We start from the raw sequence: 13,697 nt of genomic DNA, 5'->3' as shown, positions 1-13,697 counted from the left end.
GTGCATTGTACTGCTGCACCGCAACAGCAGCAGCCATGCTGAGGGTAAATCAGCGTTTGATCCGTGGGGTTGCGGCAAGCCGGGCACAGGCTCGGTACGAAAGCAGGTTCGGCGCATTGTTGTCGGCGTCCTGCATGTAATGACGACATGGACGTCGGCATGATGCGAAACACAGGGGCTGCGGAGTGCTGGAACAAGGAGAATGTCGATGCAGGAATTCAGGCATGTGCTGGAGACGCGCGGCCGCTATCAGCTGGTAGCGGTGTCCTACGCGCCGGTGTACGCTCCGGGCGATGTGGTCGGCCATGCGGTCGTCGCCGACGATGGGGATCGTCTGACCGACCTGATGTCGCTGGCCGAAGCGCGCCAACGCCTGCAGGCACTGGTGCGTGAAGAGGGCGAAGAGCCCGGGCTGGAGAACGAAAACCACCTGCGGAAGAAGGCGTCGCGCTGGCGCCGCCGCTAGGCCGTCGCGCCCTTGTGCGCATCATGGAGGATCCGGGTGTTGCCCAGTAAGAAGTATCTGCTCATCGCCATCATCACGCTGGCGACCCTGCTGCTTGGTTTCGTGTTTTCCGGTTACCTGACCCTGTTGTTGCTGGGGTTGGACACCAAGCTGTTCACCTGGAACACGTACTACCAGTATTACCACGCCATTGGCCAGCCGCAGGTCGCGCCGTTCGTGGGCAAGATCAAGTGGGCCGGCTATCTCGGTTTCGGCCTGCCGCTGCTGGTGCTGCTGGTGACCGGCCTGGTGCTGCTTCTGAAAAAGGACAAGCGCTCGTTGCACGGCGACGCGCGCTTTGCCACCGGCGCCGACCTGTCCAAGCACGGCATGTTCAAGAAGACCGGCCAGAGCATCGTGGTTGGCAGCCATGGCGGCAAGCTGGTGCGGCTGGATGGCCAGCAGTTCGTGATCCTTGCAGCGCCCACCCGTTCAGGCAAGGGCGTGGGCGTCGTCATCCCGAACCTGCTGGAGTACGGCGAATCGCTGGTGGTGCTGGACATCAAGCAGGAGAACTTCGACCTGACCAGTGGCTGGCGTGCCAGCCAAGGGCAGGAGATCTACCTGTTCAATCCCTTCGCTGAAGATCGGCGCACGCACCGCTGGAACCCGCTCAGCTATGTGTCCGATGACCCGGCGTTCCGTGTCTCGGACCTGATGAGCATCGCCGCGATGCTGTATCCGGATGGTGCCGAGGACCAGAAATTCTGGGTCAGCCAGGCGCGCAACGCGTTCATGGCCTTCACCCTGTATCTGTTCGAAAACTGGGACGACGAGCGCAGCAGCGGTTTCCCGGGCGGCTCGGGCACGCCCACGCTGGGCGCTGTCTACCGGTTGTCGTCGGGGGACGGCACCGATCTGAAGAAGTACCTCAAGGCATTGTCGGAGCGGTCGTTCCTCAGCGCCAACGCGCGTTCGGCGTTCGCCAACATGCTGTCCCAGGCCGACGAGACCTTCGCTTCGATCCTGGGCACCTTCAAGGAGCCGCTCAATCCCTGGATCAACCCAGTACTGGACAAGGCCACCAGCAGCAACGACTTCCTGCTGACCGATGTCCGCAAGAAGAAGATGACCATCTACATCGGCATCCAGCCCAACAAGCTGGCGGAGAGCCGGCTGATCATCAACCTGTTCTTCAGCCAGCTGATCAACCTCAACACCAAGGAACTGCCCAAGTCCAACCCGGACCTGAAGTACCAGTGCCTGCTGTTGATGGACGAATTCACCTCGATCGGCAAGGTCGAGATCATCGCCTCGGCGGTGTCCTACATGGCCGGCTACAACATCCGCCTGCTGCCGATCATCCAGAGCATGTCCCAGCTTGATGCCACCTACGGCCGGGAAGTGTCACGCACGATCATCACCAACCACGCACTGCAGATCCTGTACGCGCCGCGCGAGCAGCAGGACGCCAACGACTACTCGGACATGCTGGGCTACACCACCGTCCGCAAGAAGAACGTCACCCATGCCCGTGAGAAGACCCACAACTTCACCGAAGAGCGGCGTGCACTGATGCTGCCGCAGGAGCTGAAGGCGATGGGGCCGGACAAGGAAGTATTCCTCTACGAGGGCATACCGCATCCGGTGAAGTGCGACAAGATCCGCTATTACAAGGATCGCTATTTCACATCGCGGCTGCTGCCGAAGGTCGACGTTCCGATGCTTAACGTCTAATTCACGTCGCTAAATTTGTGACGTAGATTCATATTCACCGACGTGAAACCGTGAGCTGAGTCAAAAATTCGGCATCTGTTCATGGATTTTCAGACTTGTCTGACATGGAATTGACGCGTGGTTGTGTAACTCTGTGTGCGTCATCCAGAAGTGTGTGCTGGATGGCAAAAGTTGTAACGCAGGGTGGCCAGGAGTTTGTGCCATGGAAACAAGGATGGTTTCGACGTTGGTGAGGGTGTGCGGGTGTGTCGTCGGCAACGTCTGGCGGCCCCGCGACCTGGTTGGCAGCTTTCGGGCTGCAGGGGAGCCGGGGCAGGTGTGCTGCATGCCAGCGCGTCTCCCCGATTCCGGCGTGCGCCATGCAGCGCCGGACGGCCAGGGAACCAACGCTCGGGACTGCTTTTTCGTACGTCAAAGTGAAGCCCGTATGAATCAGGCGTTTATCGCGAAAATCTCCATCGCCGCAGTCGCGGCGCTGATGGTGGCAGGGTGTGCCACCAAGTCCGCCCCCGATTTCGGTGGGCGCTGGAAGCCGGTCAACCGCTTTGCCGTGGCGACGACTGAGATCCCGCTGTATTCCAGCTACGTCTACCAGGCCTCGCCGATGGATGGCACGCTAAAAGCCATGCTCGAGCGCTGGGCCAAGGATTCCGGACGAACACTGGACTACCGCCTCAGCTCGGACTTCACGCTGTATGGCGCGGTCTCGAAGATCGACACCACCAATGCGCAGCAGGCCGTGATCGATCTGACTTCGGCGTATTCGGCGCAAGGCATCTCCGTCTCCATTGTTGGCAACCAGATCGTTGTGCAGAGCGCTGGCTCGACGCCCACCGCGTCGGCGCAGGGCGCTGATTCCAACAGCGGCACCTGAGTCCACCTCGAAACCATCGAACGTGCCGCTCCCCGCGCCTGTCGCAGGGGCTCCATGCCCATTGATGTTTCAGCAGTACGGAAGAATCCATGTTCCGCAAGAAGGATCCCGGCAACAGTCCCAAGGTCGAGCAGTCGGTCGCCAAGGCGGTCAGCTACGAGATCACCGTGGCCGACATGGCGCGTCGCAGCGAGCGCCGTGCCTGGTGGGTCGCCACGGGCTCGTTGCTGATGTCGCTCGCACTGGCGGGCGGCTACTACTACATGCTGCCGCTGAAGGAGAAGGTGCCGTTCCTGGTGATGGCCGATGCGTACACGGGTACCGCGACGGTCGCACGCCTGAGCGGGACCTTCCAGGGCGAGACGATTACCAGCAACGAAGCGATCAATCGCAGCAATGTGGCCCAGTACGTACTGGCGCGCGAGTCGTACGACTCGGCGGTGATGGGCCTGCGCGATTGGGAACTGGTGTTCGTGATGTCCACCGATCCGGTGGCGCAGTCCATGCGCGTGCGCTATGCCGGCAACAACCCGCAGAACCCGTTCGTGATGTATGGCCGCGAGCGTGCCATCCGGGTCAAGATCCTCAGCATCACGCCGCTGGGCGCCGAAGCGAACGGCAGCTTCCGCGGCGCTTCGGTGCGCATCCAGCGCAGCCTGCTGGACAAGCGCACTGGCGTTGCCACCTACCTGGACAACCAGCTGGTGACGATGCGCTTCGGCTACAACCAGAACCTGGCGCTGTCCGAGCAGGATCGCATCCTCAATCCGCTGGCCTTCCAGGTCACCGAGTATCGCGTCGACAACGACTATTCCCGTGGCGTCCCGGTGCCGGATGACGGCGCCATGCAGGCGCAGGCGCAGCAGGCTGCACAGGCCGCGCAGCAGGCCCAGGGTGTCTACGATCCCAACAACCCGGCCGCGGCCACGATGATCGACCCGGCTACCGGCCAGCCGGTCGCGGTTCCGGCCAACAGCCAGGTGCCGGGCCAGCCTGTACAGGGTCAACCCATGCCGGGCCAGCCTGTACAGGGTCAACCCATGCCGGGTCAGCCGGTGCAGGGGCAAGCAATGCCGGGGCAGGCCGTGCCCGGACAGCCGGCCATGAGGCCGGCGCCGAACAATTCCACCGGAACTGCTGATGGAGCAAGCAACCGATGAGTAGTCGAAATATCAGGGGAAGCGCGCTGGCGCTGCTGTCGATGTTGTCGTTGCTGTTCTCAGCAGCGGCGATGGCGCAGGCGGTTGACCACTACGAGTACGAGAAGGACCGCATCTATCCGGTTCGCACCGGTCTGGGCCTGACCACCCAGATCGAACTGAGCCCGAACGAGAAGATCCTCGACTACAGCACCGGCTTCAGCAGCGGCTGGGAGCTGACCCGTCGTGAGAACGTGTTCTACATCAAGCCGAAGAACGTCGACGTCGACACCAACATGATGGTGCGCACCGAGACTCATTCCTACATCTTCGAGCTGAAGGTGGTGGCCACCGACTGGCGCCAGCTGGAACAGGCCCGTCGTGCAGGCGTGCAGTACAAGATCGCCTTCGTCTATCCGAACGACACCGTGTTCGGCGTCGCCCAGGAGGCGGTCGAGGAAGAGGCCAAGCCGTTGTTGAGCTCTGAACTGGCCAAGGACCGCCAGTACAACTTCAACTACTCCTATTCGACCAGCAAGGCGAAGAAGATGGGGTGGCTGATCCCGGTCAACGCCTATGACGACGGTCGTTTCACCTACCTGAAACTGCCGAATTCGCCGGAGTACAAGACCGGCATCTTCCCGGCGGTGTTCGGTCGCGAAACGGAATACGGTGAAGACTTCGTGGTCAACACCACGGTTGAAGGCAATACGCTGATCGTGCACGGGACCTACCCGTACCTGGTCATCCGCCACGGCGACTTCGTCGTCGGCCTGCGAAGGAACGTGAAGAAATGAGCCAGCAGAACACTCCCGGAAACGACCCGAACAACGGACGCGACGAGAGCCAGAGCCCGTACGGCGCACAGGGTGCCTCGGACGCGCAGTCGAACCCGTACTTCGGCACGACCCAGGCCGAGCCTGCGCCGGATCTGGATGCGGCCGCGCCGCAGCTGCGCTCGGCTGAAGAGCAGCGATTGAACCGCAAGGCGCTGCTGTTCCTGGGCGGTATCGTGGTGCTGCTTGTTGCCATGGGCTTCCTGCTGTTCCGCAAGGGCCAAGACAAGGACGATGCGCCGAAGGTGCCGGATGTTGCGCGCGCGAGCACGCCAACACTGCCGGATGCTGTCCAGACCGATCCGGGTCCGGCGCAGGCAATGCAGCCCGTTGATCCGATTCCGATGTTGCCGCCGCCTCCATTGGGGCCGAGCCGCCCTGAGCCGCCAGTGACGTTGGAAGATCGCTCCGCGGGCCCTCGTGGTCCGACGCTTGCCGAACGTCGGATGGGTGCCAGTGCCGACGGTTTCGTTGGCAATGGCAGTTCACAGGATGAGGAGCGCTCGCAGCAGGCGGGCATGGACGAATACACGCGGGCAATGCTGCAGCAGATGAACGGGCAGCAGAATGCAGCGCCAGCGCGCGTGCGTCGTGGCCCCGACGTGGATGACGTGTCCAATGCCAGCTACATCCGCAGCCCCGATGCGCTGCTGGTGCGAGGAACCTATCTGCGCTGTGTACTGGAAACCCGCATCATCACTGATATCGCGGGCTACACCTCGTGCCTGGTGACAGAGCCGGTGTACTCGATCAACGGCCGCAATCTGCTGCTGCCGAAGGGCTCCAAGATCTATGGCGCCTATGGCGGTGGTCCTACCGGCAAGCGGGTGGAAGTGATCTGGGACCGCATCACCACGCCGAACGGTATTGACGTGGCCATGTCCAGCCCGGGCGTGGATCAGCTGGGTGGCGCCGGTCATCCGGGCCAGTACAGCGCGCACTGGGGTAGTCGTATCGCCTCGGCGCTGATGATCAGCTTGCTGGCTGATGCGTTCAAGTATGCCGCCGCCGAACATGGCCCGGAGACCACCACGGTGGCCAACAACGGCATGACCATCCAGTCGCCCTATGAGAGCGCCACCGCGCGCACCATGGAACGCCTGGCCAACGAGTCGCTCAGCCAACGTCGCCCGCCGACCGTGACCATCAACCAAGGCACCATCGTGAATGTGTACGTCGCCAAGGACGTCGACTTCACGAGCGTGCTGCATCCTCGCCGGTAACCCAACGAACGATCATGGACGCTGAAGTGTCACCCCTTGCCCTCGTCTCCAGCGATTTCCTGCGCTATCAGTACGAAGTGCTGGGCATCGCCGAGTACATGACTTCCCCGGAAGTGACGGAAATCTGCATCAACCGTCCCGGTGAGCTGTACCTGGAAACCCGGGCGGGGTGGCAGCGGGTGGATGTGCCGAGCCTGACCTTCGAGCGGGCCCGGCAGTTCTGCACGGCGGTGGTGAACGAGAGCAACACCGGCCAGCGCATCACCGATGCCGATCCGGTGGTCTCGCTCACGTTTCCCACCGGCCAGCGTGCCCAGTTCGTGATTCCGCCGGCGTGCGATGCAGGCAAGGTGTCGATCACCATCCGTCTGCCGTCCAAGCACACCAAGTCGCTCAGCCAGTATCACGAAGATGGGTTCTTCGACCAGATCCTGGAAAGCGATGGCAGCATCAGCGAGCAGGATCGCGAGCTGCTGGAGCTGCGTCAGCAGCGCGAGTACGCCGAGTTCTTCCGGCGTGCGGTGATGTACCGCAAGAACATCGTGGTATCCGGTGCGACCGGTAGCGGCAAGACCACCTTCATGAAAGCGCTGGTCAATCATATTCCGGACAACGAACGCCTGGTCACGATCGAGGACGCGCGCGAGCTGTTTCTGACCCAACCCAATGTGGTGCACCTGCTGTACTCCAAGGGTGGGCAGAGCACCAGCAATGTCAGTGCCAAGAGCTGCATGGAAGCCTGCCTGCGCATGAAGCCCGAGCGCATCATCCTGGCCGAGCTGCGCGGTGACGAGGCGTTCTACTTCATCCGCAACTGCGCATCGGGCCACCCGGGTTCGATCACCAGCTGCCATGCAGGCAGTCCGGAGCAGACCTGGGACCAGTTGGCCCTCATGGTGAAGGCCTCCACCGAAGGTTCGGGCCTGGAGTTCAACGTGATCAAGCGACTGTTGATGATGACCATCGACATCGTCGTGCATATCAAGGCGCACGCCGGTTCGCGCTACATCACCGGTATCGATTTCAATCCTGGGCGTGCCCAGGGGCAGGAGGGCTGAAGGATGCTGCCAGGACTGGAGATGATGGCGTGCCCGGAGATGGCGGTGTCGATGGACGTGATGCAGCACGTCATCAACGTTGAATCGTCACGCAACCCTTATGCCATCGGCGTAGTCGGTGGCGCTCTGGTGCGCCAGCCCAAGGCGCTGGACGAGGCACTGGCGACGGTTCGGATGCTGGAAGAGAAAGGCTACAACTTCTCCATCGGGCTGGCCCAGGTCAACCGCTATAACCTGGGCAAGTACGGTCTGGATTCCTACGAGAAGGCTTTCCAGCAATGCCCGAACCTGCAAGCGGGTTCTCGGATCCTCGCCGAGTGCTACAAGCGCTCCGGTGGTGACTGGGGCAAGTCATTCAGTTGCTACTACTCGGGCAATTTCGAGACTGGCTTCCGCCATGGCTATGTGCAGAAGGTCTATGACTCGATGCGCCGTGGGCAGCAGCTTGCCAGCAATGGTGTTGCACCGATCGACGTGGTGAGTCGCGGCGAACGCCGCAGCGTGAAGGTCGAGCATCACCCGCAGCTCGCTTCGCCGGCGCAGGCGCGCATCGTTGCGCAGGCGAGTGGCCCGGTGTACGTGCCGTCGGAAGACCCGGCACGTGCGTATGTCGTGTATCCGTCCACCGGTGCAATGGCGCGGGGCAGCCTGCTGAACATCGCCGACCAGGCGCTTTCCAAAGTGGTACTGGGCTCGGTGGATCGGATGATGCAGCCGCAGGCGCAGCCCACCCAAGGGGCCGCCTATCCGCAGCAACAGGCCGGTGGCATGCCGCAGCAGCTGCCTCAGCAGGGTCCGGCGCAGGCGATGGCCATGCCGCAGCAGTTGCCAGGTGCTGCAGGTGGCAGCAACGAGGGCCCTGTGATGTTGCGGCCCTGGAATGAGCGCAATCAGCCAGTGGCCGGCAATGGCAGTTCATATAACGCACCGGCACAGTCCGCACCGGTGCAGCAGATTCCCGCAGGGGATGCGGCCTTCGTGTTCTGACGAAGTCGTGGTACGGCCAGTCCCCCGGCTGGTCGATTCAGTTGTGTTAGTCCATCAACAAGGAAATCAATCCATGAAGCGATCCAATCTCGACCTCGTCCAGGCCCAGCGCACGCTGAAGACCCTGCTGATGGCCACTCTGTTCGTCGGCGCACTGTTTGCCCCGCAAGTCTTCGCCAACGGCGCCACCGACTTTGGCGGCACCGACAAGAAGGTCTGCAGCTTCTTCAACAACATCAACGGCCTGCTGAACATCGCCTCGATCGCCGTGGTCACCATCGCGGTGATCTTCGCTGGTTACCAGATCGCCTTCGCGCATAAGCGCATCGCTGACGTCGCCCCGATCCTGATCGGTGGCGTGCTGATCGGCGCCGCAGGCCAGATCGCGCGCATGCTGCTGGGTGATGGCAGCGACGGCAAGTGCGGTGGTGGCACCAGCACCTCCTACCTGATCAACCACGTGATCCAGTACTACAGTGCATAAGAACGTCGTGTTCCGCGGCTGCACGCGTCCAGCGATGTTCCTGGGCGTTCCCTACCTGCCATTCTTCATGGTGGCAGGCGGGCTGTTGCTGCTCAGCATGTACACGAACTTCTGGTTCCTGCTCACCATTCCGGTGGCGGTCTTCATCATGCGGCACATGGCCAAGCGTGACGAGATGATCTTCCGTCTGCTGGGCCTGCGCCTGATGTTCAAGCTGAAGGTGCGCAACGTGCAGGAGCACGATGGCATGTGGGTGCTCAACCCCAACCATTACCGCAACAAGCCGGCCCGAATGGATTGAGGTCCGGATCCGGCCTGGCGGGCATCCGCGCCCGCCAGGTCTCTTGAAACTTCTTGGCAGTACCTCTTTGGAAGCAGTCGTATGTTCAGCCCTGACACCTCCATCAGTGAGTTCATCCCGTTGTCGTCGCATGTCGCCCCGAACGTGGTCAAGACCACGGGCGGCGACTACCTGCTGACCTGGCATCTGGAAGGGCTGCCGTTTGTCGGCCGAGAGGAGTGGGAGCTCGAGCATCGCCACAACACGTTCAACCGTCTGCTGCAGACGTTGCGCGCGCCTGACTTTGTCAACGTCGCTTTCTGGGTGCACGACATCCGTCGCCGTCGCACGTTGAAGGGCAAGAGCAACTACAGGCAGCGCTTCAACCAGGACGTTTCCGACCAGTACATGGGCATGCTGTCCTCGCAGCGCATCATGCAGAACGAGCTGTACCTGACCATGATCTATCGCCCGGTGGTGGCGGGCAAACGCTTCGTCGAAAAGTCGGCGAACGTGGAGAAGCTGCGCGCCGAGCAGGAGCAGGCGGTAGAGAAGTTGATGGAACTGGCCGGCAACGTCGAGGCCGTGATCCGCGACTACGCGCCGTATCGCCTGGGTATGTACGAAGCCAAGAATGGCGTGGTGTTCTCGGAAACGCTGGAGCTGTTCGGTTACCTGATCAATCGCATCGACGAGCCGGTGCCGGTGCTGTCGGCACCGATCAAGGATTACCTGCCGGTCAGTCGCCACATGTTCTCGGCCAAGACCGGCGATTTTGCGATCAATACTCCCAACGGTGCCAATCACTACGGCGCCATTCTGAACATCAAGGAGTATGCCGAGGGGACTTACCCGGGCATCCTCAACGGCCTGAAGTACCTCGACTACGAATACGTCATCACCCATTCGTTCAGCCCGATGGGGCGCCAGGACGCGCTGAAGGTGCTCGACCGCACCAAGGGCATGATGATCTCCTCCGGCGACAAGGCGGTCAGCCAGATCGTCGAGCTGGACCAGGCCATGGATCAGCTGTCGTCGGGCAACTTCGTGCTGGGTGAATACCACTTCATCATGGCGGTCTACGGCGACACCCAGGCCAAGCTTTCGCAGAACGTCGCCTCGACCCGCGCCGAGCTGTCCAACGCCGGGTTCGTATCGACCAAGGAAGACCTGGCGGTTACCTCGTCGTTCTATTCGCAGCTGCCGGGTAACTGGCGCTATCGCACACGCCTGGCCAATGTCAGCTCGCTGAACTTCCTGGGCCTGTCGCCGCTGCACAACTTCGCCACCGGTAAGCAGCACAACAACCCGTGGGGCGACTGCGTCACCACGCTGCAGACCACCAATGGCCAGCCGTACTACTTCAATTTCCATGCAACCCATCCCTCGGAGAATTCGCTGGGTGAGAAGGCGATCGCCAATACCATGGTGATCGGCAAGTCCGGTACCGGTAAAACCGCGCTGATCAACTTCCTGCTCAGCCAGGTGCAGAAGTACGAGCCGTCGCCGACCATCTTCTTCTTCGACAAGGACCGCGGCGCGGAGATCTTCGTGCGCGCCTGCGGTGGCAACTATCTGGCCCTGGAGAACGGCGCGCCGACCGGCTTCAACCCGTTCCAGTGCGAGAACAACGAAGCCAACCTGCAGTTCCTGGCTGACCTGATCAAGGTGCTGGCCGGCAAGCGCGAGTACAGCGCCCGTGAGGAAGAGGATATCTACCGCGCGGTGGAGAGCATGCTCGATACGCCGATGCACCTGCGCAGCATGACCAACTTCCAGAAGAGCCTGCCCAATATGGGCGACGATGGCCTCTACGCGCGCATGCGCCGCTGGACCTCGGGCAACTCGCTGGGCTGGGTGTTCGATAATCCGATCGATACCGTTGACCTGAGCAAGGCCAACATCATCGGCTTCGACTACACCGACATCATCGACAATCCTGAAGTGCGCGTGCCGGTGATCAATTACCTGCTGCACCGCCTGGAGTCGCTGATCGACGGTCGTCCGCTGATCTATGTGATGGACGAATTCTGGAAGATCCTGGACGGCGAAGGTGGCCTGAAGGAGTTCGCGAAGAACAAGCAGAAGACCATCCGTAAGCAGAACGGTCTCGGCATCTTCGCTACGCAGAGCCCGGAAGATGCGCTGAAGAGCGATATCTCCGCCGCCCTGATCGAGCAGACCGCTACCCTGATCCTGCTGCCGAACCCGAATGCCAGCAAGAGCGACTACATGGACGGCCTGAAGCTGACCGAGGCCGAGTTCAGGGTGGTGACTGCACTGGACGAGCGCTCGCGCTGCTTCCTGGTCAAGCAGGGCCATGCCTCCAGCGTGTGCCAGCTCAACCTGCGCGGCATGGACGACATCCTGTCGGTGATCTCGGCTTCGACCGACAACATCGATGTCATGCATCGGGTTCTGCAGACGGCCGCGGTCCGCAATCGCGTCACTGTAGACGAGCTCAGCCCGGAGCAGTGGCTGGAAGATTTCTACAAGAACCGGAAGGGGTCGGGAAAGGAACCCCGGTCCGACGCGGCCTGATGGCCGTGCGAGCAGGAGACAGGCAAGTGGACGTCAATCAGAACAACAGGAGTTTTCCCATGAACAACGTCAAGCGTCGGGCCGGCGCCCGCAAGGTACTCAAGCCGATGGCCAAGGTGCTCGGCGTTGCCTTGGTCCTCTCAGCGACCAATGCGGGCGCCATCGGCCCGGTGCAGGAAACGGGTCCTGCGCTGTGGCAGCACATCCTCAATCAGATCAATACGTACCAGGCCCGTTTCCAGGAGAAGTACCAGTTCGTCAAGGAGAACACCCAGTGGGCACGGGACTGGGCGCAGACGATCAAGGAGTACCAGGAGACGATGGTCCAGATCCAGGGCATCGTGAATTCCTTCGGGTTGCCGGATTCCGCCCCGCTGACGCCGGTGCCACCCAATTATCTGGTTGCCGAGACCTGCGGAATCGGCACCGACCTGAAGACTCTCGCGACCCGGGTCGTTTTCAATTTCAAGGGCGATTGGAAAGATCAGCAGCAACAGATCTGCGTGAACATCCGGATGATGCAGAACCGCAAGTACAACGATGCGGTGGACTTCATGCTCAAGACGATGCCGTCGTTCTTCGATAGCCTCGATGCAATCGAGAAGCAGCGAAATGTCAGCAATCTGCTCGGCAACGTCAACGCAACGCAGAACGACACGTTGCGCACCGCGAACGACATGGCAGCCAAGGCAAAGTCCTTCGAGGCACAGCAGAAGGCTTACGATGCCTACATCGAGGTGATGGAAGCCAATCAGAAGGTCGTCGCACAGGCAGCGCTGAAGGGCGACCCGATGAAGACCATTGCCAGTGATCTGGTCAAGACGGCGGCGCTGAAGGCAGCGCTGTCTATCGACTGATGCATGGAATGGAGCACCAAGGGTGCGCGCGTCTGCGTCGCCCCTCATGTGATTGCAGTATTACCAAGGGAATGTGGGTATGACGATCAGGTCGATTGCCAACTTTGATTTTTCGGGCGGATTCCAGGATCTGATGGGGCACGTCGCGCGTGTCCAGTCGATTGGCGATTTCGTGTTCTTCAAGCTGATCCTGGACTACCTGCGGGACAGGATCGGCAAGTTCGGCTTCGACCTGATGGACAACATGATGGCGTGGGTGGGCGGCATCGCGCTGACCCTCATGACCTTGTGGGTGCTGATCCAGGGCTATCGAATCGTTACAGGCCGCAGCCGCGATTCGATGATGGTCCTGGTAACCAACATGGCGCGCGCAGCGTTGATTGTTGCCGTTGCCACCAGCATGGGCATGTTCGGGCGCGATCTTCATGAGTTCCTGACCGAGGACGTGAAGGGGCTGATCACCCATGTTGTCACTGGCAAGGATCAGAAGCCGGAAGAGCAGATCGACAAGAGTCTGGCTTGGATGCAGGTGGCGCTGTCCAGCATTGATGGCATCAAGATTCTGAATGATCCTGGATTGCAGGAAGACAAGACCCGGGCCATGTGGTTCATCGGCCTCGGCACAGGTGGTCCAGCGGTAACTGCGGGTTCAATGCTTCTGCTCTACGAAGTAGCAATGGCGTTGTTCATCGGATTCGGACCGTTGTTCATTCTTTGCCTTCTGTTCGACCAGACCAAGCAGTTGTTCCAGCGATGGCTGTTCTATGGCATCGGAACCATGTTCTCCATGGCGGTATTGGCAGCCATGGTCTCGATTGCGCTGGACATGGTGATTCGCGTGTCCGCCTCGTTCTGGGTGACGGCGCTGGTGAACAAGTTCCCGCTGATGGGCGCGTCCAGCGACGGCATGACCAGTCAGGCGATGCAGCAGGGTGGCATGGGATTGATCCTGACGACCCTGATTCTGACTGCGCCCCCAATGGCGGCCATGTTCTTCCAGGGCACCTTGGGTAGCTTCATGGCATATTCGCAGATAGGTGGAGGCGCGGCTTCAACTCCAAGTTCGGATGGTCGCCCGCCAGGCACTTACACGCCTCCTTCGCCATCCAAGGGCGAAGGACATTCGAGTCATCAGGATGCTGGCGTCACTGTAAGGAACTCTGCTCCAAGCACTTATACGCCCTCTACCCAGAGGCAGGGACAATATGGCTTGGCGGACTAACGGTTCTGACTTAG

At 61.1% G+C, this 13,697-nt stretch carries 13 protein-coding genes; all 13 read left to right on the top strand.

The window, feature by feature from the left end; translation table 11 throughout:
- Window positions 1–208 precede the first annotated feature (208 nt).
- Complete coding sequence (locus ACZK5G_RS13920; protein ID WP_006374755.1) at window positions 209–466, top strand: hypothetical protein; 258 nt, start codon at window positions 209–211, stop codon at window positions 464–466.
- Window positions 467–502: 36 nt separating this feature from the next.
- Window positions 503–2,182, top strand: a complete 1,680-nt coding sequence (locus tag ACZK5G_RS13915) for a type IV secretory system conjugative DNA transfer family protein (protein WP_121503589.1) — start codon at window positions 503–505, stop codon at window positions 2,180–2,182.
- Between the two features lie 427 nt (window positions 2,183–2,609).
- Entirely contained in the window at window positions 2,610–3,056 is a 447-nt protein-coding gene (locus ACZK5G_RS13910) for a hypothetical protein (protein WP_032129529.1), read from the top strand.
- 89 nt (window positions 3,057–3,145) lie between these two features.
- Entirely contained in the window at window positions 3,146–4,216 is a 1,071-nt protein-coding gene (locus ACZK5G_RS13905) for a VirB8 family type IV secretion system protein (protein ID WP_107431646.1), read from the top strand.
- Window positions 4,213–4,992 (top strand): TrbG/VirB9 family P-type conjugative transfer protein, encoded by a 780-nt coding sequence (locus ACZK5G_RS13900; RefSeq protein ID WP_106549093.1) that lies wholly within the window; start codon window positions 4,213–4,215, stop codon window positions 4,990–4,992. The genes ACZK5G_RS13905 and ACZK5G_RS13900 overlap by 4 nt, the downstream gene beginning before the upstream one ends.
- Window positions 4,989–6,254, top strand: a complete 1,266-nt coding sequence (locus ACZK5G_RS13895) for a TrbI/VirB10 family protein (protein WP_478463799.1) — start codon at window positions 4,989–4,991, stop codon at window positions 6,252–6,254. The genes ACZK5G_RS13900 and ACZK5G_RS13895 overlap by 4 nt, the downstream gene beginning before the upstream one ends.
- A gap of 14 nt (window positions 6,255–6,268) precedes the next feature.
- Window positions 6,269–7,312, top strand: coding sequence for a P-type DNA transfer ATPase VirB11 (gene virB11 / locus ACZK5G_RS13890; RefSeq protein WP_478463797.1), 1,044 nt, complete (start codon window positions 6,269–6,271; stop codon window positions 7,310–7,312).
- A 3-nt stretch (window positions 7,313–7,315) separates the two neighbouring features.
- The gene (locus ACZK5G_RS13885; protein WP_071227599.1) at window positions 7,316–8,299 is read left to right on the top strand and encodes a lytic transglycosylase domain-containing protein; all 984 of its coding nucleotides are present in this window, start codon (window positions 7,316–7,318) and stop codon (window positions 8,297–8,299) included.
- Between the two features lie 73 nt (window positions 8,300–8,372).
- The gene (locus ACZK5G_RS13880; RefSeq protein WP_006374697.1) at window positions 8,373–8,783 is read left to right on the top strand and encodes a TrbC/VirB2 family protein; all 411 of its coding nucleotides are present in this window, start codon (window positions 8,373–8,375) and stop codon (window positions 8,781–8,783) included.
- Window positions 8,776–9,084 (top strand): VirB3 family type IV secretion system protein, encoded by a 309-nt coding sequence (locus ACZK5G_RS13875; RefSeq protein WP_006374695.1) that lies wholly within the window; start codon window positions 8,776–8,778, stop codon window positions 9,082–9,084. Before ACZK5G_RS13880 ends, ACZK5G_RS13875 begins: the two co-directional genes overlap by 8 nt.
- Window positions 9,085–9,165: 81 nt before the next feature.
- A complete protein-coding gene (locus tag ACZK5G_RS13870; RefSeq protein WP_032129524.1) occupies window positions 9,166–11,604 on the top strand; it encodes a VirB4 family type IV secretion/conjugal transfer ATPase in 2,439 nt (812 codons plus the stop codon).
- Window positions 11,605–11,663: 59 nt separating this feature from the next.
- Complete coding sequence (locus tag ACZK5G_RS13865) at window positions 11,664–12,461, top strand: hypothetical protein (protein ID WP_478463795.1); 798 nt, start codon at window positions 11,664–11,666, stop codon at window positions 12,459–12,461.
- A gap of 79 nt (window positions 12,462–12,540) precedes the next feature.
- Window positions 12,541–13,683, top strand: coding sequence for a TrbL/VirB6 family protein (locus ACZK5G_RS13860; RefSeq protein WP_478463794.1), 1,143 nt, complete (start codon window positions 12,541–12,543; stop codon window positions 13,681–13,683).
- The last annotated feature ends 14 nt before the right edge of the window (window positions 13,684–13,697 follow it).

The organism is Stenotrophomonas sp. 62841_Sma (genome assembly GCF_056482945.1).
This window is presented reverse-complemented; position numbering and strand designations above follow the sequence as displayed.

Coding starts and splice junctions, on each gene's coding strand:
- ACZK5G_RS13880 (WP_006374697.1), top strand. CDS start 8,373: ATGAAGCGATCCAATCTCGACCTCGTCCAGGCCCAGCGCACGCTGAAG.
- ACZK5G_RS13860 (WP_478463794.1), top strand. CDS start 12,541: ATGACGATCAGGTCGATTGCCAACTTTGATTTTTCGGGCGGATTCCAG.
- ACZK5G_RS13910 (WP_032129529.1), top strand. CDS start 2,610: ATGAATCAGGCGTTTATCGCGAAAATCTCCATCGCCGCAGTCGCGGCG.
- ACZK5G_RS13895 (WP_478463799.1), top strand. CDS start 4,989: ATGAGCCAGCAGAACACTCCCGGAAACGACCCGAACAACGGACGCGAC.
- ACZK5G_RS13905 (WP_107431646.1), top strand. CDS start 3,146: ATGTTCCGCAAGAAGGATCCCGGCAACAGTCCCAAGGTCGAGCAGTCG.
- ACZK5G_RS13900 (WP_106549093.1), top strand. CDS start 4,213: ATGAGTAGTCGAAATATCAGGGGAAGCGCGCTGGCGCTGCTGTCGATG.
- ACZK5G_RS13870 (WP_032129524.1), top strand. CDS start 9,166: ATGTTCAGCCCTGACACCTCCATCAGTGAGTTCATCCCGTTGTCGTCG.
- virB11 (WP_478463797.1), top strand. CDS start 6,269: ATGGACGCTGAAGTGTCACCCCTTGCCCTCGTCTCCAGCGATTTCCTG.
- ACZK5G_RS13885 (WP_071227599.1), top strand. CDS start 7,316: ATGCTGCCAGGACTGGAGATGATGGCGTGCCCGGAGATGGCGGTGTCG.
- ACZK5G_RS13865 (WP_478463795.1), top strand. CDS start 11,664: ATGAACAACGTCAAGCGTCGGGCCGGCGCCCGCAAGGTACTCAAGCCG.
- ACZK5G_RS13920 (WP_006374755.1), top strand. CDS start 209: ATGCAGGAATTCAGGCATGTGCTGGAGACGCGCGGCCGCTATCAGCTG.